Source organism: Isoptericola sp. Y541 (assembly GCF_059445465.1).
In genome coordinates, this window is sequence record NZ_JCAIUJ010000011.1 from 18,756 (window position 1) to 43,124 (window position 24,369).

Sequence of the window (24,369 nt, forward strand, 5' to 3'; positions counted from 1 at the left end):
GGCCGGCTCGTCCGCTCTGATGGCCCATCGCGGGCTGATCGTGCTCAGCGCCTCGTCTCGTACCTGTTCAGGACCATCCCGCCATGTGGGCGAATCCACGTACCTCGACCTTCCCGTCGTACGGCAGGAGCCGTCGCTGCCCGGCGCTCTTGTGTGAACGGTACGTAAAGAGTTCCTATGCGGAGTTCCTTCCGCGGGTGTCGCGGTGCTAGCGTGGCGGGCGTCGCGACGACGAGGTCGCGAGTCCGGAACGCAGCGCCCGAGACCGTGGCGCACAGGACGCGGAACGTGGGACGAAGGTGCGGATGTGACTTTCACCAACGAGGCGCAGACCGGGGGCATCGCCCTCGTGGAGCGACCCGACGTCAGTGTGGTGGACATGTGGGGCGAGATCGATATCGCCCTGCGCAACGAGGCGAGCGCGGCCCTTGCCCGTGCTTTCGAGCGTGATCTCCCCGTGGTGGTGGACACCTCGCGCGTGACGTTCATCGACTCGGCGGGTGTCGCCTTCCTCGTCCAGCTCTGCCGCATCGGCAGGGACGAGGGGCTGCGCGTCTCGCTGCACCGACCGCCGCTGGCGGTGCTGGACGTGCTGCGGATGCTCCACCTGGACGTGCCGCCGGATGCGAACGTCGGCCTGGACGGCGAGGCGCCGGCGACCACGCCGGCGGCACCGCACAGCCTCGCGGGCTGACAGCCCCAGTTTCGCGAACAGCGCCTGGTCAGTGATCGCGCCCGCTCGCGGCGAGCGCGGCGGCCCCGACGATCCCGGCACGGTTGCGCAGGGTGGCCGGAATGACGGGGGCGTGCAGGTCGAGCAGCGGCAGGAACCTGTCGTGCTGCTTGCTGATCCCGCCGCCCACCACGATGAGCTCGGGGGACAGGAGCATCTCGACGGTCTCGAAGTAGCGCTGCAGCCGCTTGGCCCAGTGTTGCCACGAGAGGTCCTCGCGCTCGCGGGCGGACTCGGCGGCCCGCGACTCGGCGTCGTGCCCGTCGATCTCCAGGTGACCGAGCTCGGTGTTCGGCACCAGCACGCCGTCCACGAGCAGCGCCGAGCCGATCCCGGTGCCGAGCGTCACGACCAGCACCACCCCGTCGCGCCCCTGCGCGGCGCCGTACCGCTGCTCGCCGACTCCCGCCGCGTCGGCGTCGTTGACGGCCGTGACCTCGCGCCCGGTCGTGTCGTGGACGAGGGCGAGCAGGTCGACGCCCTTCCAGGACTTGTCGAGGTTGGCGATGAACCGCACGACGCCGTGGTCCATCGGGGCGGGGAAGGCCACGCCCACGGGCACGTGCGCGGGCAGGTCGAACGAGTCCACCAGCTCGGCGAGCACGCCGACCACGGCGTCCGGCGTGGACTTCTCGGGGGTCGGGATGCGGCGCCGCTCGTCGGTGAACTCGCCCGTCGCCAGGTCGACCGGTGCCCCCTTGATGCCCGACCCGCCGATGTCGATGCCGAACGCGACCGTGTGCTGCGACGCTGCCTCCACCATGGACCCCATCTTGATGCAGGATCGTCCTATGAGCGACATCAGTCCGGTGCAGTACTGGTACAACACCAAGTCCGGTGAGGTGGAGGAGAGCCGCGACCGTTCGAGCTGGAGCCACCGCATGGGGCCCTACCCGACGCGCGACGCGGCCGAGCACGCCCTCGACTCCGCCGCCCGGCGCAACGACACCTGGGAGGGCGAGGACAAGGACTGGCGCGGCCGCGACTGATCGCGTGGCGTTCCACGGACGAGGGGCGATGAGTTCCCGCGGCCTCTGGCGTCCGACTCGGAGGACGGCTCGGAACTCCCGACTCGACGACGCCAGCCCGGAACGCGATGTGGGGCCGTCCTCAGGGGGCGTCACCACGGAGGGTGACCATGACAGGGACCGTCGAAGCGAACGGTGTCACGCTCGGCGTCGAGCACTTTGGTGACCCGGCGGGGCCGCTGCTCCTTTGCGCGGGCGGTACGACGATGCTCTCCTGGCCCGACACGCTCTGCGAGTCCCTCGCACGCGGCGGGTGTCACGTGGTGCGGTACGACCTGCGCGACTCGGGTGCGTCGACCACCGGCGACCCCGAGGTGCCGGCGTACACGCTGCGCGATCTTGCCGCCGACGCGGCGGCTCTCGCCCGGGAGCTCGACGACCGGCCGGCACACCTGGCGGGCATCGGTGTCGGCGGCATGGTCGCCCAGGTCGCCGCCGTCGAGCACCCGGAGTCGTTCGCGGCGCTGACCCTTGCAGGGACGCGGCCTGTCGCGCCAGGCCCGGTCGATGACGACCTGCCGGACCACGACGCGGCGACCATGGACCGGCTGTTCTCGCTCCCCACGCCCGACTGGTCCGACCGCGACGCGGTGGCGGAGCACGCGGCCGAAAGCGCCGAGATCCTCGGGGACGACCCAGCCGTTGCGCGCGTGGTCGCCGGGCGCACCTGGGACCGCACACCGGGCACGGCGCCCTCCGTGCAGATGGCCAACCAGCTGGGAGCGGTCTTCTCAAGACTCGAGTGCGAGCCGCGCTGGCGTGCACGCCTGACCGAGGTCGCGGTGCCGACACTGGTGGTGCACGGTCGGCACGACCCGTTCTTCCCGGTCGGCAACGGGGAGGCTCTTGCACGCGAGATCCCGGGGGCACGACTGCTCGTCCTCGAGCGCGCATCGACGGCGATCCCGGACGCGGATGCCGGTCGGGTCGCGGCAGCGATGCTCGGTCTCCAGGGCATGCTCGGGGACCCGCACGCCGGAGGCAGGCGGTAGCCGTACCGGTCAGCCCGCCTACTGCTCGAAGGAGTGCGCGGCGTCCGGGAACGTGCCGGCGCGGACCTCGTCGGCGTAGTCCTGCGCCGCCTGGCGCAGCAGGTTGCCGACCTCGGCGAACCGGCGGGCGAACCGCGGCGACCAGTCGGTCATCCCGGCCATGTCGGTCCACACGAGCACCTGGCCGTCCACGCTGGGCCCGGCGCCGATCCCGATCGTCGGGATGTGCAGGATCTCGGTGGCGCGTGCCGCGACGTCCACCGGCACCATCTCGAGCACGACGGCGACCGCGCCGGCCTCCTGCACCACGAGCGCGTCCGCGCACAGCACCTCGGCCGCCTCGTCGCCGCGCCCCTGCACGCGGGGCCCGCCCAGGATGTTCTCCGACTGGGGCGTGTAGCCGAGGTGGCCGACCACGGGGATGCCGGCGTCGGTGAGGGCCCGGATCTGGGCGGCCGACCGGCGTCCGCCCTCCAGCTTGACCGCCGCGGCGGTCGTCTCCTTCATGAACCGCACCGCAGTCGCGAGGGCCTGCTCCGGGCCTGCCTCGTACGAGCCGAACGGCAGGTCGACGACGACGAGCGCGTGCTCCGCCGCGCCCGCGACGGCACGGGCGGCGGGGATCATGTCGTCCACCGTGACGGGCAGCGTCGTCGCGTGCCCGTGCATGGTGTTGGCGATCGAGTCGCCCACGAGTAGCAGGTCGAGGCCCGCGGCGTCGAAGAGGCGCGCGGTGACGGCGTCGTACGCCGTGAGCATGGTCAGCCGCTCGCCGCGCTCCTTCGCCTCGGCCAGATGATGGACCCGGACCCGGCGGCGGCGTGTCAGGTCAGCAGCGGGCGAGGGGGCTCCTGCGGTGGAGCCGGTGGGGGCGTCGTGGCCTGGTGTCGCCATGGCCGCTAGCGTATGCCAGTCACGACATCCGCCAGTAACACTTCTCGTGCAGGATGGGGTCCATGGACAGGCAGCAGGAGTTCGTGCTCCGCACGGTCGAGGAGCGCGACATCCGCTTCATCCGACTCTGGTTCACCGACGTGCTCGGCGTGCTGAAGTCGGTGGCGGTCGCCCCGGCCGAGCTCGAGCAGGCGTTCACGGAGGGCATCGGGTTCGACGGCAGCTCCATCGAGGGGCTGACGCGGGTCTACGAGGCGGACATGATCGCCAAGCCGGATCCGACGACGTTCCAGGTGCTTCCCTGGCGCGGGGAGCGGCACGGCACGGGGCGGATGTTCTGCGACATCCTCACGCCCGAGGGCGAACCGTCGCTGGCCGACTCGCGCAACGTGCTGAAGCGGACCCTCGCGAAGGCGAGCGACCGCGGCTTCACCTTCTACACGCACCCCGAGGTGGAGTTCTACCTCTTCAACCAGATCGCCTCGCCGGACGAGCCGCTCGTCCCGGTCGACAACGGCGGGTACTTCGACCACCTGGCGCGCGGCAGCACGCACGACTTCCGCCGGGCGGCCATCACGATGCTCGAGTCGATGGGAATCTCGGTGGAGTTCTCCCACCACGAGGCCGGCCCCGGCCAGAACGAGATCGACCTGCGCTACGCGGACGCGCTCACCACCGCCGACAACCTCATGACCTTCCGCACGGTGGTCAAGGAGGTGGCGCTGGAGCAGGGCGTCTTCGCGTCGTTCATGCCCAAGCCGATGGCCGACCACCCGGGCTCCGGCATGCACACCCACCTGTCGCTGTTCGAGGACGACCACAACGCCTTCCACGAGCCGGGCGCGCAGTTCGAGCTGTCCAAGACGGCGCGGCAGTTCATCGCCGGGCTGCTGGTGCACGCCGCCGAGATCACGGCCGTCACCAACCAGTACGTCAACTCTTACAAGCGGCTGTGGGGCGGCGCGGAGGCGCCGAGCTACATCTCGTGGGGCCACAACAACCGCTCCGCCCTCGTGCGCGTCCCGATGTACAAGCCGGGCAAGGGCAACTCCGCGCGGGTGGAGTACCGGGCGGTCGACTCCGCGGCCAACCCGTACCTGGCGTTCGCCGTGCTCCTCGCCGCCGGCCTCAAGGGGATCGAGGACGGCTACGAGCTGCCCGACGCGTCGGGCGACGACGTGTGGGAGCTCACCGACCGCGAGCGCCGGGCCCTCGGCATCGCGCCGCTGCCGCAGTCCCTCGACGAGGCGATCGAGCTCATGGAGGGGTCCGAGCTGGTCGCGGAGACCCTCGGCGAGCACGTGTACGACTTCGTGCTGCGGAACAAGCGGCAGGAGTGGGACGCCTACCGGGCGCAGGTCACGCCGTACGAGCTGCACCGGTTCCTGCAGTTCCTGTGACGGCCCGGGGCGACATGCTGAGGGTGACGAGGTGCCGCTAGGGTCGCTGGCGTGAGCACGACGTCGGGGGCCGGCAGGCGCGCCACCCTGACGCGCCGGCTGCTGCACGCCGGGTTCGCCGACCTCACGCGGTCGGCCGGGCTGTGGGCCGACGCCGGCCTGCAGGAGGCCCTCGCCACCCCGGAGCACGAGGACGCGGCGCTCGCCGCGCTGGGTGCGTGCGCGGACCCGGACCTCGCGCTGCTGCAGCTGGTGCGCCTGGCCGAGGTGCCTGGTGCGCGGGGGCGGCTGGTCGAGCTGTTCGACGGGGGCGACGCGCAGATCCGCACCCGCACCCGCCTGCTCGCGGTGCTCGGGGCGTCGTCCGCGCTCGGGGACGAGATCGTGCGCCGTCCCGAGCTGCTCGACGTGCTGGCCGAGGACGCCCCCGATCAAGCCTCCGACAAGGCCTCCGGCGGCGACTCCGACAGCGACGACGAGCCCGGCGCGACCCCCGGCCCCGGCGCGACCCCCGGCCCCGGCGCGACCCCCGGCCCCGACGCGACGCCTGGCCCCGACGAGGTGCGGGCGGCGCTGCTGCGGGCGGTCGGCGCCGACCCCGACGAGGCCGTCCCCGTGGCGGCGCCCCCGGACGCCGAGCCGGGGACCGGCTGGCCGGACCCCGACGCCGGCACGACGACGGACGCGCTGCGCCGTACCTATCGCACCCACCTGCTCGCCCTCGCGGCAGACGACCTGACCGCCGGCGACCCCCTGACCCGGATGCCCGCCGTCGGGGCGGCGCTGGCCGACCTCGCGTCCGCCGCCGTCGAGGCGGCGCTCGCCGTGGCGCGCGCCGCGCTGGACGACCACGGCCGCGGCGTGCGGCTCGCGGTGATCGGGATGGGCAAGACGGGCGGACGGGAGCTCAACTACGTCTCCGACGTCGACGTCGTGTACGTGTGCGAGCCTGGGGAGCTGCCCGACGGCACCCTTCTGGACGAGGAGACGGCGCTCGCCACCGGAGCCCGGCTCGCCGCCGGGCTGCAGCGGGTGTGCTCGAGCACCTCCGCCGAGCCGCCCCTCTGGCCGGTGGACGCCGCCCTGCGGCCGGAGGGCGCGCAGGGGCCGCTGGTGCGCACGCTCGCGAGCCACCAGGCCTACTACGAGCGCTGGGCCGAGACCTGGGAGTACCAGGCGCTGCTCAAGGCGCGGCCCGTCGCCGGGGACGCGGAGCTGGGGCGCGCCTACCGCCAGACCGTGGAGCCGTTCATCTGGTCCGCCGTGCACCGGGAGCACTTCGTCGAGGACTCCCGGGCGATGCGCCGCCGGGTCGAGGACCACGTGCCCGCGGCCGAGGCGGACCGGCAGATCAAGCTGGGCAAGGGCGGCCTGCGGGACGTCGAGTTCACCGTGCAGCTGCTCCAGCTGGTGCACGGGCGGGCCGACCCGCAGATCCGGTCGCCGCACACGCTCGCGGCGCTCGCGGCGCTCGCGGCCGGCGGCTACGTGGGGCGCGAGCATGCCGCGCGGCTGGCGGTCTGCTACCGGTTCCTGCGGTCGCTGGAGCACCGGGTGCAGCTGTACCGGCTGCGGCGCACCCACCTGCTGCCGACCGCGGAGGAGGACCTGCGCCGCCTCGCGCGGTCGCTGGGGATGCGCGCCGAGGGGGCGGCCGGCCTGCTCGAGCGCTGGCGCGCCACGCGCCGCGAGGTACGCGCGCTGCACGAGGAGGTGTTCTACCGCCCCCTGCTGCCGGCGTCCGCCCAGCTCTCGGACGCGGAGCTGTCGCTGTCCCCCGACGTGGCGCGCGAGCGGTTCGCCGCCGCCGGCTACCGCGACCCGGACGGCGCGCTGCGGCACGTCGCGGCGCTCACCAGCGGCACGTCGCGCCGGGCCGCCCTGCAGCGACAGCTGCTGCCCGTGCTGCTGGGCTGGTTCGCGGAGGGCGCCGACCCGGACGCCGGGCTCCTCGCGTTCCGCAAGCTGTCCGAGGCGCTCGGCACCACGCCCTGGTACCTGCGCCTGCTGCGCGACTCCGAGAACGCGGCCTATCACCTGTCGCAGCTGCTGTCGTCGTCCACCTACCTGGCCGACGCGCTGGCACGGTCGCCCGAGTCGGTGCGCTGGCTGGCCGACACGTCGGGGCTCGAACCGCGCGGGCCGGAGCGGCTCGCCGCGGAGGCGGACGCGATCCTTACGCGGGCGGACGAGCCGAAGGCCGCGGCGGGCCGCCTCCGGGCGCTGCGCCGCCGGGAGCTCGCCCGCACCGGCGCGGCGGAGGTGCTCGGGCTGCTGGAACCCGTGGGCGCGGCGGCCGCGATCTCGGACGCGGCCGACGTCGTCCTCGTCGGGGGGTTGCGCGTCGCCGAGCACGCCGCACGGACCGAGCTCGGCCTGGGGGCCTCGCCCGAGGACGACCCGACGCGCATGCTCGTGGTCGCGATGGGGCGGCTCGGCGGCCGCGAGATGGGTTATGGCTCCGACGCGGACGTCATGTTCGTGCACGACCCGCGCCCGGGCGCCGAGCCGAAGGCCGCCCAGGACTTCGCGACGCGCGTCGCGACGCGGCTCCGGGCGCTGCTGTCCGAGGTCGGGCCGGAGCCCGCGCTCCCCGTCGACGCCGATCTGCGCCCGGAGGGGCGGCAGGGCCCACTGGTGCGCACGCTGGACTCCTACGCCGAGTACTACGGCCGCTGGTCCAGCGTCTGGGAGTCGCAGGCGCTGCTGCGCGCCCGCCCGGTGGCCGGCGATGTCGGCGGGCCGGACGCTCTGGGCACCCGGTTCGTGACCCTCGTCGACCCGCTGCGCTACCCGCCGGGTGGCCTCGACGACGCACGGCTCCGCGAGGTGCGGCACATCAAGGCGCGCGTCGAGGCCGAACGGCTCCCGCGCGGCGCCGACCCGGCGCGCCACCTCAAGCTCGGCCGCGGCGGGCTCTCCGACGTCGAGTGGACGGCGCAGCTGCTGCAGCTGCAGCACGCGGCCGACGTCGAGACGCTGCGCACCACGGGCACCGTCGCGGTGCTCGACGGGGCGGTCGCGGCGGGGCTGCTGGACCCGGACGACGCAACCCAGCTGCGCGACGCCTGGGTGCTCGCGTCCCGCCTTCGCTCCGCCGTCGTGCTCTGGTCAGGGCGCACCACGGGGGCGCAGGTGGACCAGCTGCCGCACGACTCCCACGACCTGGCCGGCGTCGCCGGGCTGCTCGGTGACGTCGGCACCGGGGGAGAGCTCGAGGAGCTGTACCTGCGCACCGCCCGCCGGGCCCGCGCCGTGATGGAGCGCGTCTTCTACGGCGAGGACTGACGGCCGAGGTAGTTCCAGTCCTGTCGAGGTAGTGCGAAACGTGCCGAGGTAGTTCGCACCCGGCGGGTGCGGCACGATATGTCCATGCGCAAGCCTCCGACGCCGCCCGCGGGCGCCTCGCCCGCCCGCCCTCTCCCGGCGGGAGCGGTCGCTTGAGCGCCGGGCTGCTGGGCCTGCTCGACGACGTCGCGGCCATCGCGAAGCTCGCTGCGGCCTCGCTGGACGACGTCGGTGCCGCGGCCGGGCGGGCGACGGCGAAGGCGGCGGGCGTGGTGGTCGACGACACGGCGGTGACCCCGCAGTACGTGCACGGCGTCGCGGCCGACCGCGAGATCCCGATCGTCAAGAAGATCGCCTGGGGCTCCATCCGGAACAAGGTGCTGATCATCCTTCCGGTGGCCATGATCCTCAGCCAGTGGGCGCCGTGGCTGCTCACGCCGATCCTCATGCTCGGCGGCACCTACCTCGCGTTCGAGGGCGCGGAGAAGATCTGGGGCCGCCTGAGGGGGAACGAGGGCCACGACAAGCCCGCGGCCGCCGTCGGGCCCGAGGCGGAGAAGACGCTCATCGCCGGCGCGGTGCGCACCGACCTCATCCTCTCGGCCGAGATCATGGTCATCTCGCTCAACGAGGTCGCCGACGAGCCGTTCTTCGCGCGGCTCGTGATCCTGCTCGTCGTGGCGCTGGTCATCACCGTCATCGTCTACGGCGTGGTGGCCCTCATCGTGAAGATGGACGACGTCGGCCTGGCGCTCGCGGGCCGGGCCTCGACGGCCAGCCAACGCATCGGCCGTGGACTCGTCGCGGGCATGCCGAAGGTGCTCGCTGTGGTCTCCGTGGTCGGCACCGTCGCGATGCTGTGGGTCGGCGGGCACATCCTGCTGACCGGTGCCGACGAGCTCGGCTGGCACGGCCTCTACGACATCGTGCACCACCTCGAGGAGGCCGTGGCGCACGCCGCGCCCGCGATCGGCGGGTTCCTCGCGTGGCTGGTCAACACGCTGTGCTCCGCCCTGGTGGGGGTCGTCGTCGGTGCCGTGGTCCTCGCGGTGGTTCACCTGCTGCCCTTCGGCAAGAAGCACGACGAGGCCGCCGCGGCGCACTGAGCGCCGTCCGGTCAGTCCTCTGACGCGAGAGTGAGCACGCGCAGGCGGTTGCCGGCGTACCAGGTCGCCGCGACGAACACGCCGACGATCAGGGCGCACGCGAGCCCGAGGCCGACGTTCGCGGTGACCAGGCCGGGCGGTGCGATGGACTCGGTCACCGACAGGGCCCACTGCTGCACGCTGAGGTTGCGGGCGCCCGGGACGAAGCTGCCCACAAGGCTCTCCCACATCAGCGCGTAGAGGAGCCCGATGATCACCGCGTGCCGCGTCAGGATCGACAGCAGCAGGAAGGCCACGCTGTAGACAGCGCCGGCCGCCAGGGCGCCCGCCCCGAACGCGAGCACGGTGCTGATGCCGCCACCGAGGACCGCTGCCGCCAGCATGGTCGGGACGACCGCGAAGACGACCGTCGCGCCGACGGCCACCGCGAGCTTGCTCTGCACGATGGTGTGCCGCGAGACCGGTTTCGACAGCAGGTGGACGATCGACCCGTCGTCGATCTCGGGCGCGATCGCCCCCGTCCCGACGATCAGCCCGAACAGCGGCAGGAACGTCGCGAACGACACCCCTTGCAGGAGGGCGGCGGCGTCCGCGTCGGAGACCGGGACGAGCGCGCGGGTGAGGACCGCGATGCCCACGAGCAGCAGCGCCAGGGCGGCGAGCAGCCACACGCGCCTCCCGCCGAGCATCGCGCGGGCGGTCAGACGGACGATCGTGCTGTTCACGTCGGCGCTCCTCAGCTCTCGACCAGGTAGGAGAACACGCTCTCCAGGGATTCGTCGGCGGGCGTCACCTGGAACAGCCGCACGCCGGCGTCGCGCGCGACGCGGGGCAGGAGGTCGGCGAACCGCAGGAACTCGGCGGCCTGTACCCGCAGGACGTCACGCTCGAGGCCGACGCCCGCCGTCGAGCCGTCCGCGATGAGTGCCGAGGCGAGCGCCCGGTTGTCGCTCGAGGCGATCGTGTACTGGTGCGGTCGGTCGGTCATCAGTCGACGGATCTCGCGGTAGTCGCCGGAGGCGGCGTAGCGCCCGGCGACGACGACCTCGATCTGGTGGGCGAGCTGCTCGACCTCCTCCAAGATGTGGGAACTGAACAGCACGGTGCGCCCCTCGTCGCCCATCGTGCGCAGCAGCTGGATCAGATGCAGGCGCTGGCGCGGGTCCATGCCGTTGAACGGCTCGTCGAGCAGCAGCACCGACGGGTCGTGCACGAGGGCGGACGCCATCTTGATCCGCTGCTTCATCCCCTTGGAGTATTCGCCGACCTTGCGATCCTGCGCGCCTTGCATCTCGACGGCGGCGAGCGCGCGAGCGGCGGCGGCGCCCGGGTCGGGCAGGCCGTGGAGCTCGGCGCTGGCCACGGCCAGCTGTCGGCCGGTGAGGTAGTCGTAGGTGGCCTCGCGCTCGGGGACGACGCCGATGGCACGGTAGACGTCCGGGTTCTTCCAGATCGCCGCGTCGTCGAGGGTCACCGTCCCGGTGGACGGCGGGAGGAAGCCCGCGAGCATGTGGATCAGCGTGGACTTCCCGGCGCCGTTCGGCCCGAGCAGCCCGGTGATGCCCGGGCCGATCGTCATCGTGACGTCGTTGACCGCCACGACGTTGCCGAACCAGCGCGAGCAGGCGTCGATCTTCAGCGTGGCCATCAGAGCCGTACCCTCCGGTAGCGCGCGGACAGGGCCCCGTAGGCCAGCGCGACGACCCCCAGGGTGACGAGGAGGAACGCGAGGCCGGCGGCGTCGCTCGGCGGGCCGGCAGGCGACGACGTCTCGACGCCGAACGCCCAGACCTGCACACCGTCCACGAGGGTCATCGGCGAGAACAGGCCGATCCAGCCGGCGGTGGTCATGTCCCCGGCCTCGAAGCCGACCAGGCCCTGCATGCTGGTGACGATGGCGTAGCTCAGCGCCAGGACGGTCATGATGGCCGCGACGCCGAACCCGCGGCGGGCCGTCAGGGACGCGATCACCAGGCCGATACCCGACAGCACCACCGCGAACAGGACGGCCCCGGCCAGCGCCTGCAGGACCTCGACGGTCTGCGTGCCGGCGTCGAACCCCGCCGCCAGCGCACCCAGGTACATGACCAGGAGCGGCGCCGTGATCAGCAGGAACACCGCAGTAGACAGGGCCGCGAGCTTGGCCCGCACGTAATCGACCCGCTCGAGCGGCCGGGAGAGGTACAGCGGCAGCGTGTGGAACCGCAGGTCGAGCGAGACCGCCTGGGGTGCGGCGACGGCGACGAAGATCGCGACCGCCGCCTGCGTGACCATCGCGTACCGCGTGTACGGCAGCACCGGTTCGGAGATCAGCCCCTGCCCAGCCATGACCACCGAGACCACAGCCAGCACGATCGCCGGGAGGAGCATCACGGCGACCATCGCGAACGGCACGACCTTGGACCGGGGCGCGCGACCCAGCCCGAAGACGCCCCGCAGGGTGTGCGTGTACAGCGCGTAGGCGATCCCGCGCCGGCTGAGCCGCTCGCCGTCGTAATCGCGGTACCCGATGTTGTGGATGACGCCCGCGGGCGTCGCCTCAGACTGCGACATGGGTCGCCTCCCCGTCGAAGACCTCCGAGATGTGGTGGCGGCGCGGCTCCAGCCGGACCAGGCCGAGGCCGTGATCGACGACGACGTCGCGGACCAGGTCGTACGTCTCCTCGCCGCGCAACTCGACGACGAGCCGCGGCCCGTCCCGGCCGACCTGCAACCCGGCCGCCGCGAGGGCGGATGCGGCGACGTCGGGGTCGCCGGCGACCTCGACGGCGAGCTGGGCGCTCGCCCGGGTGAAGTCGGCGACCGTCGACGACCGCAGGAGCACGCCGCCGTCGACGATCACGACGTGGTCGCAGATGCGCTCCAGCTCGCCGAGCAGGTGCGAGGTGACGAGGACCGAGATCCCGAAGTCGTCGTAGATGCGCCGGACCAGGCCGAGCATCTCGTCGCGGCCCGCCGGGTCGAGGCCGTTGGTGGGCTCGTCGAGGAAGACGACGTCCGGGTCGTGCACGAGCGCCTGTGCGAGCTTGACGCGCTGCTTCATGCCCGTGGAGTAGCCCCCGATCGGCCGGTAGCGCTCCTCGTAGAGCCCGACGTGCCGCAGGGTGTCGGCCGCGCGCTCGCGGGCCGCGTCGGTCGGCAGGCCGGACATCCGGGCGAGATGGACCACCAGCTCGGTGGCCGACACGTCGGCGGGCAGGCAGTCGTGCTCGGGCATGTACCCGACCCGGCTGCGCAGCGCTGCGCCGTCGTCGCGGATGTCGTGACCGAGGACCCGGGCGCTGCCCGACGTCGCGTCGGAGAGCCCCAGCAGGATCTTGATCAGCGTGGACTTGCCCGCGCCGTTGGCGCCCACCAGGCCGGTGACACCGTCGCCGACCTCGAGCGTGAGGTCGTCGAGCGCGGTGACGCGGGGATAGCGCTTCGTGAGCTGCTGTGTCGTGATGACTGGCACGGCACCGACCGTATGCCCGTGACAGGTCGTCGGGAACCCGTGGAGCAACAGTTCAGGGGGAACTCAGGGTGAACCCCGGACGACATGGGTCCTGGGATGCAACCTCGGCGCCCTCGCCGGGGGCGTGTGGCTCGCGCGGCTCCGTCCGTTCGTGCCACCAGGGCGAGCAGGGGCCTCGTCGGTGGTTGCTCAGCACCCGTCGTACGACGCCGAAGAGGCACGGGCGGGCGTCCTCTCCGAGCGGTATCTCGTTCATCCGTCGCCACGCGATCAGGTACGCCTCGGCCACCACATCAGCGGCATCGGAGCGTCGATGCCGATAACTCACTCGGTCTCGCTGGCCGGATGCAGGACCACCCACAGGTGGCCGTCGGGGTCGGTGAACGTGCCGGTGTAGCCCCATGCGCGCTGCGTTGGGGGGCTCGTGATCGTCGCGCCCCCTCTCGTCGCAGCGCGAACCAGGTCGTCCATTGCCTCGGTCGAGCCGACCGCGATGCCGAGGAGGCACTCGGCGGCGCCCGGGGCGGCGGTGGTCTGCCCTGAGGTTGCCCCGGGGTCTCGAGCCCCAGCGCCCGCACGTAGGCATACGCGCGCTGACGGCTCTCGGTAGGCAGGGCGACAGCGAGATCGAAGGTGCTCATCTCGTGCCGACGGAGTTCGCGGGCGCAGCTCATCGGTTGGTGGACTGGGTGAACCCTCGGTCGTCCGGCTACGGGGCGACGGCGACCGCGCGATCGCCCTCGCGCAGCGCCACCTTGTTGACCTTGCCGGACGCGTTCGTCGGGATCTCCTCGACGACGCGGATCGCCTTGGGCTGCTTATAGCGGGCGAGGGTGTCGCCGAGCCAGCCCTGCAGCTCCTCGAGCTCGAGGGACTCGCCCGGGTGCAGGACCACCGCCGCGACGGGCACCTCGCCCCAGCGCTCGTCGGGCCGGCCGTAGACGGCCGCACCGAGGATCTTGGGGTGGGCGAAGAGGGCGTTCTCGACCTCGGCGCAGTACACGTTCTCCCCGCCCGAGATGATCATGTCCTTGAGCCGGTCGACGACCCAGACGAAGCCGTCCTCGTCCTGGCGCACGAGGTCGCCCGAGTGGAACCAGCCGCCGTCGAACGCCGCCGCCGTCTCGGCGGGCTTGCGCCAGTAGCCGTGCATCAGGCTCGGCCCCCGGTAGACGATCTCGCCGACCGTCCCCGGCGCGACGTCGCGGAGCGCGGCGTCGACGATCCGGGTCTCGAGCGTGGGGACCGGGCGCCCGACCGACCCCAGCTTGCGCAGCGCGTCGCCGCCACGCAGCGCGCAGGTGATGGGAGAGAGCTCGGTCTGGCCGAACACGGCGACGTTGAGGGCGTCGGGGAAGGTCTCGGTCATCGTGCGCAGCAGCGTGTCCGACGCCGGCGCCGCCCCCCAGCTGATGACCCGCAGGCGCAGGTCGCGCTCGCGAATCCCCGGTACGGCGCAGATCGCCTGCCACTGCTGCGGCACATTGAAGACGATGGTGGCCTTCTCCCGCTCCCACGCGTCGACGAGCGCCCGAGGGTCGAAGGCGCCGAGCGGGTGGATGACGGTCGGGATGCCCACCACGAAGTTCGAGGCGATCGAGCCCAGTCCCGCGATGTGGAACAGGGGGGCGGTGAGGAAGGCGACGTCCGACTCGTCGAAGATCTCGTTGACGCGGATGACGGTGAGGGACTGCGCCGCCATGTTGACGTGGTCGAGCATCGCGCCCTTGGGCCTCCCGGTGGTGCCCGAGGTGTACATGATCAGGCAGGTCGTGTCCTCGGGGACGTCCGGGGCGACGAAGCCGTCCGGCGCCTCGGCCAGCAGGTCAGCGATGCTCTCCTGCCCGTCCGCGGCCTCGCCCACCACGACGACGCGCTCGAGGCGGTCGGTGAGCTGGCCCGCCGCGGCGACGAGCGGCGCCAGCGGCTGGTCGACGACGATGACGTCCGCGTCCGCGTCGTCGATGATGTAGGCGACCTCGGCGGGGGAGAGCCGCAGGTTCACGGGGACGGCGATCGCGCCGAGGCGGTTGATCGCGAACACGGTCTCGATCACGAGGGGGTGGTTGAAGGTCAGCAGCAGCACTCGGTCGCCGAAGCCGACGCCCCGACGCCGCAGCGCCGCGGCGAGGACGTCCATGTGCCGCGCGGCGTCGGCCCAGGTGGTCACCTCGCCCTCGAACTTGAACGCGGTCGCGTCCGGCGTCGTCGCGGCGTGGATCAGGACCTGGTTCATCCAGTGGTTGCGTCGGATCCCCGGCGGGATGGTGCCCGTGGAGTCGCTCATGGCATGCACCTCTTCGTACGTGAGCCCTGTCGGGGCGGGCACCGTCGCCTCGCCCCGTCCGTTCTGCGGCCGCCCGGGGACGGCCGGGCATCATGTTACTCGTGATTCACATCGTGGTGCCAGAGCCCGAGAGGGTGAGCCGGCACTAGGGTGAACGGCGTGAGCGAGGCGAGCACGGTGGACCCCGTCAGGCGGCGTCCGCGCGACCGCCGCCGCACCATCGAGGCGGCCGCCGCAGTCGCGTTCGCGGAGCACGGGTACCACGGCGTCGCGATGCAGGACGTCGCCGACGCCGTGGGGATCACGGCGGCGGCGCTGTACCGGCACTTCGACAACAAGTACGAGCTGTTCCGCGAGATCGCCATGGGCCTCGCCGCGCAGCTCGCCGCGGCGACGCACGACGTCGAGGCGGGGGCGGACCGGACGCCGGAGTCGGCGCTCGACGAGGTGCAGGCCCTCCTCGACGCCGTGGCCGGCGAGACGATCGCGATGCGGGCCACGGGCAACATCTATCGCTGGGAGAGTCGCTACCTGCGGCCCGCGGACCGGCGCGCCCTCGGTGCCCAGTTCGCGGCGCTGCGGCGGCGGCTGGCGGAACCCGCCGCCACGCTGCGGCCGGACCTGGACCCCGAGACGCTGGACCTCGTCGCGCTCGCCGCCCTGAGCGTGATCGCCAGCGTCACGACGCACCGCACCGCGATGGCCGCGGGGACCCTGCGGGTGCTGCTGCGCGACGGGGCGCTACGCGTGCTGTCGCGCACGCAGGGGCCGGCCCCGTCCGCCGGGCCCGGCGAGCCGAGCGCCGCGCCGGTGGCGAGCCGGCGGCGGGACCAGCTTGCCCAGGCGGGCATCGCGGCGTTCGCGCTGCGCGGCTACCACGAGGCGTCGATCGAGGAGATCGCGGCGGCGGTGGGGATCACGCCGTCCGGCGTCTACCGCCACTTCAGCGGCAAGTCGGAGATCCTGCGCACCGCGTGCGAGCGCGCCGCGGCGACGCTCGACGCCGCGGCGGAGGACGCGTTGAGCCGTCCGGAGCCGCGCGAGGCACTCCGCCTCCTCGAGGCCGCGTACGTCCGCTTCGCGGTGGAGGACCGCGACCTGATGGACGTGTACACGGCGGACGTCGGCGCGCTCGACGCCGAGGACCAGCGCCGGCTCCGCCGGCTGCAGCGGGCGCACGTCGACGACTGGGTCGAGCTCCTCGGCCGGGTTCGCCCGGACCTCGACCCGCGAGAGCTGCGGTTCCTCGTGCACGCCGGCTTCAACGTGGTCGCCGACCTGAGCGTCGCGCTCCGTCGCTCCCCGGCGCCCGCCGCCAAGGAGTGGATCGAGGCCGTCCTCGAGACGGTCCTGGGCGTCTAGCGTCGCGTCGCCTTCGACCGCCCGTGCAGCATCGGGATCAGCCGGGCGACCAGGCGCATGTCCTTGTCGGTGCGGTTCATGGTCAGCAGGTTCAGCGCCGGCTTGCGCGTCTGCTTCGCCACCGACTTGACCGTGCTGAACTCCCGGAGGCCGTCCGCGCCGTGGATGCGGCCGAAGCCCGACTCCTTGACCCCGCCGAACGGGAGCGCCGCGACGCCGGCGAACCCGAGCACGGAGTTGATGGTCACGACGCCGGCACGCAGGGCAGCGGCCGCTCTCTCGGCCGCCTTGGCGTCCTTCGTGAAGACCGCCGCGCCGAGGCCGTACGGCGTCGCGTTCGCGCGCTCGACCCCCTCGTCGAGGGAGGCGACGCCGTTGATGACGACGAGCGGGCCGAACGTCTCGGAGCGCACCGCCTCGGAGTGCTCGTCGACGTCGGTGACCACGACCGGGCCGATCACGCGGCCGTGGAAGCTCTCCGGGCCCCCGAACGCGGCCGTCCCCGACCGCAGGGCGTCGTCGACGTGCCGGCGGACCACGTCCACCTGGGCGGGGAGCGTCATGGGCCCGTACTGCGCGTCGGGGCCCTCGGTGCGCAGCTGCTCCGCGAGGCCGACGACGCGGGACACGAGCGCGTCGCGCACCGAGTCGACCACGTAGACGCGTTCGACCCCTACGCAGGTCTGGCCGGCGTTGCCCATGGAGCCGAAGACGATGAAGTCGGCCGCCGCGTCGAGGTCGGCGTCCGCCGCGACGAGCATCGCGTCCTTGCCGCCACACTCGGCCACGATCGGGGTGAGTCGATGCGCGGCGGCAGCCATCACCTTCTTCGCGGTGGCAGTCGAGCCGGTGAAGGCGATCTTGTCGACGTCGGAGCCGACGAGCGCCGCTCCGGCCGCCCCGTCGCCCGGCACGGCGACGAGCACGTCGTGGCCCACGGCCTCCTCCCAGCGCTCGGCGAGCCAGACGGCCGGGCCGGGGGTCAGCTCGCTGGGCTTGAACACGACCGAGTTGCCCGCGGCGAGCGCATAGGAGATCGAGCCCATCGGGGTGTACAGCGGGTAGTTCCACGGCCCGATCACGCCCACGACGCCGTACGGCTCGTAGCCCACGCTGGCGCGCTGGTTGTAGTTGATCAGGCCCGCCTTGACGCGGCGTCGGCGCAGCACGCGCTCGGCGTTCTTCGCAGCCCAGTCGAGGTGGCTCAGGGTGAGCATGACCTCGAGCAGGGCGTCGCCGGCCGGCTTGCCGGTCTCCGCGCTGATGAGCGCCGCGAGCTCGTCGGCGCGCAGCGCGATCCGGGACTTCCAGTGCAGCAGGTGGGCGCGCCGCGCGGCGAACGGCTGCTCGCGCCACCAGCCCGCGCCCGATCGCGCGCGGGCGACCGCGGCGTCGACCTGGGCGGGGCCGGCCACCGGGTAGCTGCCGACGGCCTCGCCGTCGACGGGACTGTGCGTCGTCACCTGCCCGGCCGGGGAGGTCTGGTCCGCAAGGGTCATCGCCGGGTCTCCTACTCCTCGTCGAGCAGATAAGTGAATCGTGGATCACACACTAGGCCGCACCGCGACCGCGCACAAGGATTTCTCTAATCTCGGTTAAAATCCGGGGATGGACGCGACCGGGACGGATGCGACACCAGCGGCATCGAAGTCGGCATCGAAGTCGGCATCGAGGTCGGCGTCGAGGTCTGCATCGAAGTCGGCGCAGACACGCCAGCGCATTCTGGACGCGGCGGCGGAGGTGCTGTCGCGCAAGGGCTACGCGGGGACGCGGCTCGCGGACGTCGCCGCGGCGGCCGGCGTGCAGGCGCCGGCGATCTACTACTACTTCGCCTCACGCGACGAGCTCGTGGAGGAGGTGATGTGGGAGGGCGCGCACCGGGTGCGGCTCCACGTCGAGGAGACCCTCGACGCGCTGCCGGCCGACACCACGCCCATGGACCGGCTCGTCGTGGCCGTCGACGCCCACCTGCGTTACGAGCTGCAGGTGTCGGACTACGCCACGGCGTCGGTCCGCAACGCGGGTCACGTCCCCGAGCAGCTGCGCGTCCGCCCGGCCGCCGAGGAGGCGCTGTACAGCCGGCTGTGGCGCGACCTGTTCGTCGCCGCCCAGCAGGCGGGCGAGGTGCGCGCCGACCTCGACATCAACATCTTCCGGCTGCTGCTGCTGGGGGCGATGAACTGGGTGGTCGAGTGGTGGAACCCGCGCACCCGGTCGCTCGACGAGCTGGTGGCGACCGCGCAGGGCATGGTCAGGCACGGAGCCGGGGTGGGCTGACCAGCCCGAGCCGCGCCCGCAGCACCGCCTCCGCCTCGGCGACGGTGCGCCGCACGACCTCACCGGCCGTGGGGACGTCGTGGATGAGGCCCTGCGCGAGGCCGACGCTCCAGATCCCCGCGTCGAGGTCACCGTCCTCGAACACCGTGCGACCACGCGCGCCGGCGACGAGCGCGCGGACGTCGTCGAACCCGCCGCCGCGCTCGAGGATCTCGACCACCTCGTCGCTGACGGCGTTCTTCGCGACCCGCGCCGTGTTTCTCAGCGGACGGAAGATGAGGTGGGTGTCCCGCTCGGAGGCCTCGACGATCCGTTGCTTGACGACGGGCGAGACCGGGGACTCCGCCGTGCACATGAACCGCGACCCCATGGTGACGCCGTCGGCGCCGAGCGCCAGGGCCGCCGCGAGGCCGCGACCGTCCGCGAAGCCGCCGCAGGCGAGGAAGGGGATCGAGAGGCGGTCGGCGGCGGCCGGGACCAGCACCAGCCCGGGCACGTCGTCCTCGCCGGGATGGCCGGCGCACTCGAACCCGTCGATCGACACGGCCGTCACCCCGACGGCCTGGGCCTTGAGCGCGTGCCGGACGCTGGTGCACTTGTGGATGACCCGCACCCCGTGCTCGCCGAACATCTGCATGTGCGGCTCGGGGTTGGAGCCGGCGGTCTCCACGATGGTGATGCCGGCGTCGACGATCGCGCGACGGTACTCGTCGTACGGCGGCGGGTCGATCGCCGGCAGGATCGTGAGATTGACCCCGAGGGGCTTGTCGGTCAGGCGCCGGGCGCGCTCGATCTCCTTGACCAGGTCGCCCGGGGTGGGCTGGGTGAGGGCCGTGATGATCCCCAGCCCGCCGGCCTCCGAGACCGCGGCGGCCAGCTCCGCCCGGCCGACCCACATCATGCCGCCCTGGACGATCGGATGCTCGATCCCGAACGCCTCGGTGAAGCGTGTTGCGAACATCGGTCCCCCTACTCGTAGGTCTCGCCGGCGGCGGCCCGCGCCACGAGCGACGACGGCGGCCGGAACCGCTCGCCGTAGGTGTCCGCCAGCTCGTGCGCCCGCGCGACGAAGCCCGCCAGACCGCCGTCGTACTGGTTGACGTACTGCAGGACGCCGCCGGTCCAGGCGGGGAAACCGATGCCGTAGATCGAGCCGATGTTGGCGTCGGCGACGGAGGTGAGCACGCCGTCGTCGAGGCAGGCGATGGCGTCGAGCGCCTCCGCGAAGAGCATCCGCTCCTGCAGGTCCACCAGCGGGACCTGGGTGCTGCCCGAGCCGAACCTCTCCCGCAGGCCGGGCCAGAGCCCCGTCCGCCGGCCCGACCCGTCGTAGTCGTAGAAGCCGCGGCGCGCCTTGCGGCCCGGGCGGTCCTGGTCGTCGACCATCCAGTCGACCACCGCCTCGGCCGGGTGCTCGACCCAGGTCCTGCCCTCCGCCTCCTCGGCGGACCGGGTCTCGGTCCGGATCTTCTGGGTGAGGGACACGGTGAGCTCGTCGAGGAGCTGCAGGGCCCCCGCGGGATATCCGGCCTGCAGGGCGGCCTGCTCCACGGACGCGGGCTCGACGCCCTCGCCGACGGCGGCGACCGCCTCGTCGATGAACCTGCCGATCACCCGGGACGTGAAGAACCCGCGGGCGTCGTTCACGACGATCGGCGTCTTGCGGATCTGCAGGACGAAGTCGAAGACCTTCGCGAGGACGGCGTCGCTCGTGCGCGCGCCCCGGACGATCTCGACCAGCGGCATCTTGTCGACGGGGGAGAAGAAGTGGATGCCGATGAAGTCCTCGACCCGGTCCACCCCCTCGGCGAGCAGCGAGATCGGGAGCGTGGACGTGTTCGAGCCCAGCACGGCGTCCGGCTCGACGACGTCCTGGATCTCCCGGAAAACGCCCTGCTTGAGGTCGGCGGACTCGAAGACCGCCTCGATGACGAGGTCGACGCCCGCGAAGTCGGCGGGGTCGGCGGTGGTGACGATCCGCTCGAGGAGCTCCGCGCTGCGCTCGGGCGTGGTCTTCTCGCGCCGGAGGGCCTTCTCCTCGAGCCGGCGCGCGTAGTCCTTGCCCTGCTCGGCCGCCTGGATCGAGGTGTCCTTGAGCACGACGTCGATGCCGCTGCGGGCCGCCACGTAGGCGATCGAGGCACCCATCATCCCGGCGCCGACGACGCCGAGCTTCGCCGCGCGGAACGTCGGGAACCCCTCGGGCCGGCTGGCGCCGGAGTTGATGGCCTCCAGGTCGAAGAAGAACGCCTTGATCATGTTCTTGGCGACCGCGGTGTGCGTGAGCTGGACCAGGTAGCGGGTCTCGATCGTCGAGGCGGTGTCGAAGTCGACGTACGCCCCCTCGACGGCGGCCGCCATCGCGGCGCGGGGCGCGGGCGTCGGCGCGCCCTTGACCTGCTTGCGCAGCAGCGCCGGCATGGCCGCGAGCGCGGTGGCGAGGGAGGGCGACGTCGGGGAGCCGCCGGGCATCCGGAAGCCCTTGGCGTCCCACGGCTTGACCGGCGCGGGGTTGGCGGCGATCCACGCCTTGGCGCGGTCGCGGATCTGGGCCGCGGGCGCCATCTCGTCGACGAGGCCGGCCGCGAGCGCGCCCTCGGGCGTGAACCGCGTCGCCGGGAGGATGACGTCGGCCAGGGCCTTCTGCAGCCCGAGCATCCGCACCGTGCGGGTCACGCCGCCGCCGCCGGGCAGCAGCCCGAGCGAGACCTCGGGGAGCCCCAGCCGGATGCCCTCGACGTCGCCGGCCACGATGCGGTGGTGCGTGGCCAGCGCCACCTCGAGGCCGCCGCCCAGCGCCGTGCCGTCGATCGCGGCGACCACGGGCCTGCCCAGCTGCTCGATCCTGCGCAGGAGCGACTTCACGTGCTCGATGTCCGCGGTCTCCGCGGCCGACCGCTCCGGGTCGGCGCTGCGGAGCAGCTCGAGGTCGCCCCCGGCGAACCAGCTCTTCTTCGCCGAGGCGAGGATCACCCCGGAGATCCGGTCGCGCTCGGCCTCCAGGCGTTCCACGCTCGCCTCGAGCGCTGCCCTGAAGTGCGCGTTCATGGTGTTGGCGCTGCGGTCCGGGTCGTCCAAGGTGAGGGTGACGACGCCGTCGTCGTCCACGTCCCACTCGTAGCCGCGTTGCACGTCGGCCCTGTCCTCGATCACGCTCATGGCGTTCCCTTCCTAGAACCGCTCGATGATGGTGGCGATGCCCATGCCGGCACCGACGCAGAGGGTGGCCAGGCCGCGGCGCAGGTCACGACGCTCCAGCTCGTCGAGCAGCGTGCCGAGGATCATCGCGCCCGTCGCGCCGAGCGGGTGGCCCATGGCGATCGCCCCGCCGTTGACGTTGACCTTGTCGTGCGGGATCCCCAGCTCGCGCTCCCACCGCAGCACGACCGAGGCGAAGGCCTCGTTGAGCTCGAACAGGTCGATGTCGTCGACCGTGAGGCCGGCCCGCGCGAGCGCCTTGCGGGTGGCGGGTGCGGGGCCGGTCAGCATGATGGTCGGCTCGGAGCCCGTCACGGCGGTCGACACGATCCGGGCCCGGGGCGCGAGGCCGAGCCGCTCGCCGGTCTCCCGGCTGCCGACCGTGACGAGCGCCGCGCCGTCGACGATGCCCGACGAGTTGGCGGCCGTGTGCACGTGGTCGATGGCCTCGAGCCAGTGGTACTTCTGCAGGGCCACCGCGTCGTAGCCCGCCTCCGCGCCCGGGATCTCGAACGCCGGCTTGAGGTGGCCCAGGCTCTCGACGGTCGAGCCCGGCCTGCGGTGCTCGTCGTGGTCGAGCACGGTGACGCCGTTGACGTCGCGCACCGGCACGACCGAGCGGGAGAAGCGGCCCTCGCGCCACGCCACGTCGGCTCGGCGCTGCGACTCGACCGCGTAGGTGTCGACGTCCTCGCGCGAGAGGCCGTCGAGCGTGGCGATGAGGTCGGCGCCGATGCCCTGCGGGACGAAGTAGAGGTCGTAGTTCGTCGTCGGGTCCTGCACGTACGCGCCGCCGTCGGAGCCGATCGGCACGCGGGACATCGACTCGACACCGCCGGCGAGGACGAGGTCCTCGAACCCGCTCGCAACCTTCTGGGCCGCGACGTTGACCGCCTCCAGGCCCGACGCGCAGAACCGGTTGAGCTGAACCCCCGCAACGGTCTCTGGGAGCCCCGCAACCAGCGCCGCCGTCCGCGCGATGTCCCCGCCCTGCTCGCCGACGGGCGAGACCACGCCGAGCACGATGTCGTCGACGAGCCCAGGGTCCATCGTGGGGTTGCGCTCTTCGAGCGCGTGGATCAGCCCCACGACGAGATCGACGGGCTTGGTGCCGTGGAGGGCGCCGCCACGGTTCTTGCCGCGCGGCGTGCGCACGGCGTCGTAGATGAGTGCCTCGGTCACGGGTTCCTCACAGTCCGAGGCCTCGACCGACGATCTCCTTCATGATCTCGGTCGTGCCTCCGTAGATGGTGGTGATGCGGGCGTCCTCGTAGTCCCGTGCGATGCGGTACTCCCGCATGTAGCCGTAGCCGCCGTGGAGCTGCAGGCAGCGGCCCACGACGTCGACGTACTGCTCCGTCGTCCAGAACTTCGCCGCGGCGGCGTCCTCGGGGCTCAGTGCGCCGGCGTTGTGCCGGGCGAGGCAGCCGTCGATCAGTGCGCGGCTCGCGCGCACCGCGGTGACCATCTCGGCCAGCTCGAAGCGGGTGTTCTGGAACGACCCGATGGGCTGCCCGAACGCGTGTCGCTGCTTGACGTACTCCAGGGTGCGCTCCAGCACCCCCTCGCTGGAGGCCACGGCCGCCGCGGCGATCGAGATGCGCTCCTGCGGGAGGTTGTTCATCAGCCCGGCAAACCCGGTGCCCTCGGCGCCCAGGAGGTTCGCGGCCGGCACGCGCACGCCCTGGAACGCGAGCTCGCTGGTGTCCTGCGCGTGCAGCCCGATCTTGTCGAGCCGGCGACCGCGGGAGAAGCCGGGGGAGTCGGCCGGGATGACCAGGAGGCTCAGGCCGCGGTGGGGGTGCTCCCCGGTCCGGACCGCCGTCACCACGAGGTCGGCGTTCTGGCCGTTCGAGATGAAGATCTTCGAACCGTCGACGACGTAGTCGTCGCCGTCCCGGACCGCTGACGTGCGGATCCCGGCGAGGTCGCTGCCGGTGCCCGGCTCCGACATCGCCACCGCGACGATCGAGTCGCCGGCCGCGATGCCGGGCAGCCAGCGCTGCTTCTGCTCGTCGTTCGTCAGGTCCGTGAAGTAGGGGATGACGATGTCGTTCGACAGGGCGATGCCGGCCATCCCGGAGGACACGGGATGGCGCGCGAGCTCCTCGCCCATCACCGCGTTGAAGCGGAAGTCGTCCGACCCCCCGCCGCCGAAGCGCTCCGGGATGCCGAACCCGAGGATGCCCGCCTCGGCCGCCTGCACGAAGAGCTTGCGATCGACGCGGCCCTCCTGCTCCCAGCGGTCGGCGTGGGGGCGGGCGTGCTGCTCGACGAAGGCGCGCACCATCTCGCGGAACTGCTCGTGCTCGTCCTCGTACAGGTCACGCGGCCGGATGATGCCGGTCAT

21 protein-coding genes are annotated in these 24,369 nt (G+C 72.6%); 8 read left to right on the top strand and 13 right to left on the bottom strand.

Going from position 1 to position 24,369, the window contains the following annotated elements:
• The first annotated feature begins 307 nt into the window (after positions 1-307).
• Positions 308-694, top strand: a complete 387-nt coding sequence (locus tag AC1C2V_RS18530) for an STAS domain-containing protein (RefSeq protein WP_495391121.1) — start codon at positions 308-310, stop codon at positions 692-694.
• Between the two features lie 28 nt (positions 695-722).
• Here the strand turns inward: AC1C2V_RS18530 and ppgK are convergent, their stop codons facing one another.
• Entirely contained in the window at positions 723-1,496 is a 774-nt protein-coding gene (ppgK, locus tag AC1C2V_RS18535; protein ID WP_495391122.1) for a polyphosphate--glucose phosphotransferase, read from the bottom strand.
• A 28-nt stretch (positions 1,497-1,524) separates the two neighbouring features.
• Between ppgK and AC1C2V_RS18540 the strand changes: the two genes are divergently transcribed.
• Both AC1C2V_RS18540 and AC1C2V_RS18545 read left to right on the top strand, forming a co-directional pair.
• A complete protein-coding gene (locus tag AC1C2V_RS18540; protein WP_495391123.1) occupies positions 1,525-1,722 on the top strand; it encodes an SPOR domain-containing protein in 198 nt (65 codons plus the stop codon).
• 149 nt (positions 1,723-1,871) lie between these two features.
• On the top strand, positions 1,872-2,753 hold the full coding sequence (locus AC1C2V_RS18545) for an alpha/beta fold hydrolase (RefSeq protein ID WP_495391124.1): 882 nt from the start codon (positions 1,872-1,874) through the stop codon (positions 2,751-2,753).
• Between the two features lie 18 nt (positions 2,754-2,771).
• Here the strand turns inward: AC1C2V_RS18545 and panB are convergent, their stop codons facing one another.
• Positions 2,772-3,647, bottom strand: coding sequence for a 3-methyl-2-oxobutanoate hydroxymethyltransferase (gene panB, locus AC1C2V_RS18550; protein WP_495391125.1), 876 nt, complete (start codon positions 3,645-3,647; stop codon positions 2,772-2,774).
• A gap of 62 nt (positions 3,648-3,709) precedes the next feature.
• Here panB and glnA point away from each other — a divergent pair, with 62 nt between their 5' ends.
• From glnA to AC1C2V_RS18565, 3 genes are all read left to right on the top strand, one after another.
• Entirely contained in the window at positions 3,710-5,047 is a 1,338-nt protein-coding gene (glnA, locus tag AC1C2V_RS18555; RefSeq protein ID WP_495391126.1) for a type I glutamate--ammonia ligase, read from the top strand.
• 51 nt (positions 5,048-5,098) lie between these two features.
• Positions 5,099-8,335: a bifunctional [glutamine synthetase] adenylyltransferase/[glutamine synthetase]-adenylyl-L-tyrosine phosphorylase gene (locus AC1C2V_RS18560; RefSeq protein WP_495391127.1), complete on the top strand. Its 3,237-nt coding sequence runs from the start codon at positions 5,099-5,101 to the stop codon at positions 8,333-8,335.
• A 152-nt stretch (positions 8,336-8,487) separates the two neighbouring features.
• The gene (locus AC1C2V_RS18565) at positions 8,488-9,441 is read left to right on the top strand and encodes a DUF808 domain-containing protein (protein ID WP_495391128.1); all 954 of its coding nucleotides are present in this window, start codon (positions 8,488-8,490) and stop codon (positions 9,439-9,441) included.
• Between the two features lie 11 nt (positions 9,442-9,452).
• Here the strand turns inward: AC1C2V_RS18565 and AC1C2V_RS18570 are convergent, their stop codons facing one another.
• The 6 genes from AC1C2V_RS18570 to AC1C2V_RS18595 form a co-directional block, all read right to left on the bottom strand.
• Positions 9,453-10,166 carry an ABC transporter permease gene (locus AC1C2V_RS18570; RefSeq protein ID WP_495391129.1) on the bottom strand — a complete coding sequence of 238 codons (714 nt, stop codon included), beginning with the start codon at positions 10,164-10,166 and terminating at the stop codon, positions 9,453-9,455.
• Positions 10,167-10,177: 11 nt separating this feature from the next.
• Positions 10,178-11,089 carry an ABC transporter ATP-binding protein gene (locus AC1C2V_RS18575; RefSeq protein ID WP_495391130.1) on the bottom strand — a complete coding sequence of 304 codons (912 nt, stop codon included), beginning with the start codon at positions 11,087-11,089 and terminating at the stop codon, positions 10,178-10,180.
• Positions 11,089-11,994 (bottom strand): ABC transporter permease, encoded by a 906-nt coding sequence (locus tag AC1C2V_RS18580; protein ID WP_495391131.1) that lies wholly within the window; start codon positions 11,992-11,994, stop codon positions 11,089-11,091. Before AC1C2V_RS18580 ends, AC1C2V_RS18575 begins: the two co-directional genes overlap by 1 nt.
• On the bottom strand, positions 11,981-12,895 hold the full coding sequence (locus AC1C2V_RS18585; protein WP_495391132.1) for an ABC transporter ATP-binding protein: 915 nt from the start codon (positions 12,893-12,895) through the stop codon (positions 11,981-11,983). Before AC1C2V_RS18585 ends, AC1C2V_RS18580 begins: the two co-directional genes overlap by 14 nt.
• Before the next feature lie 324 nt (positions 12,896-13,219).
• Positions 13,220-13,366 carry a VOC family protein gene (locus AC1C2V_RS18590; protein ID WP_495391133.1) on the bottom strand — a complete coding sequence of 49 codons (147 nt, stop codon included), beginning with the start codon at positions 13,364-13,366 and terminating at the stop codon, positions 13,220-13,222.
• A 238-nt stretch (positions 13,367-13,604) separates the two neighbouring features.
• A complete protein-coding gene (locus AC1C2V_RS18595) occupies positions 13,605-15,182 on the bottom strand; it encodes a long-chain-fatty-acid--CoA ligase (RefSeq protein ID WP_495391134.1) in 1,578 nt (525 codons plus the stop codon).
• 159 nt (positions 15,183-15,341) lie between these two features.
• Here AC1C2V_RS18595 and AC1C2V_RS18600 point away from each other — a divergent pair, with 159 nt between their 5' ends.
• Positions 15,342-16,544 carry a TetR/AcrR family transcriptional regulator gene (locus tag AC1C2V_RS18600; RefSeq protein WP_495391135.1) on the top strand — a complete coding sequence of 401 codons (1,203 nt, stop codon included), beginning with the start codon at positions 15,342-15,344 and terminating at the stop codon, positions 16,542-16,544.
• Here the strand turns inward: AC1C2V_RS18600 and AC1C2V_RS18605 are convergent.
• A complete protein-coding gene (locus AC1C2V_RS18605) occupies positions 16,541-18,043 on the bottom strand; it encodes an aldehyde dehydrogenase family protein (protein WP_495391136.1) in 1,503 nt (500 codons plus the stop codon). The genes AC1C2V_RS18600 and AC1C2V_RS18605 overlap by 4 nt on opposite strands.
• 109 nt (positions 18,044-18,152) lie before the next feature.
• On the opposite strand from AC1C2V_RS18605, the gene AC1C2V_RS18610 reads away from it, so the two are divergent.
• Entirely contained in the window at positions 18,153-18,821 is a 669-nt protein-coding gene (locus tag AC1C2V_RS18610) for a TetR/AcrR family transcriptional regulator (RefSeq protein WP_495391137.1), read from the top strand.
• On the opposite strand, the gene AC1C2V_RS18615 is transcribed toward AC1C2V_RS18610, so the two are convergent.
• Genes AC1C2V_RS18615 through AC1C2V_RS18630 form a run of 4 tightly spaced genes read right to left on the bottom strand, consistent with a single transcriptional unit; the run spans position 18,796 to position 24,369 of the window.
• A complete protein-coding gene (locus tag AC1C2V_RS18615) occupies positions 18,796-19,782 on the bottom strand; it encodes an NAD(P)H-dependent flavin oxidoreductase (RefSeq protein ID WP_495391138.1) in 987 nt (328 codons plus the stop codon). The two genes, AC1C2V_RS18610 and AC1C2V_RS18615, sit on opposite strands and share 26 nt — an antisense overlap.
• An 8-nt stretch (positions 19,783-19,790) precedes the next feature.
• Complete coding sequence (locus tag AC1C2V_RS18620) at positions 19,791-21,980, bottom strand: 3-hydroxyacyl-CoA dehydrogenase NAD-binding domain-containing protein (RefSeq protein ID WP_495391139.1); 2,190 nt, start codon at positions 21,978-21,980, stop codon at positions 19,791-19,793.
• A gap of 12 nt (positions 21,981-21,992) precedes the next feature.
• A complete protein-coding gene (locus tag AC1C2V_RS18625; protein ID WP_495391140.1) occupies positions 21,993-23,201 on the bottom strand; it encodes an acetyl-CoA C-acetyltransferase in 1,209 nt (402 codons plus the stop codon).
• A gap of 7 nt (positions 23,202-23,208) precedes the next feature.
• Positions 23,209-24,369: an acyl-CoA dehydrogenase family protein gene (locus AC1C2V_RS18630; protein WP_495391141.1), complete on the bottom strand. Its 1,161-nt coding sequence runs from the start codon at positions 24,367-24,369 to the stop codon at positions 23,209-23,211.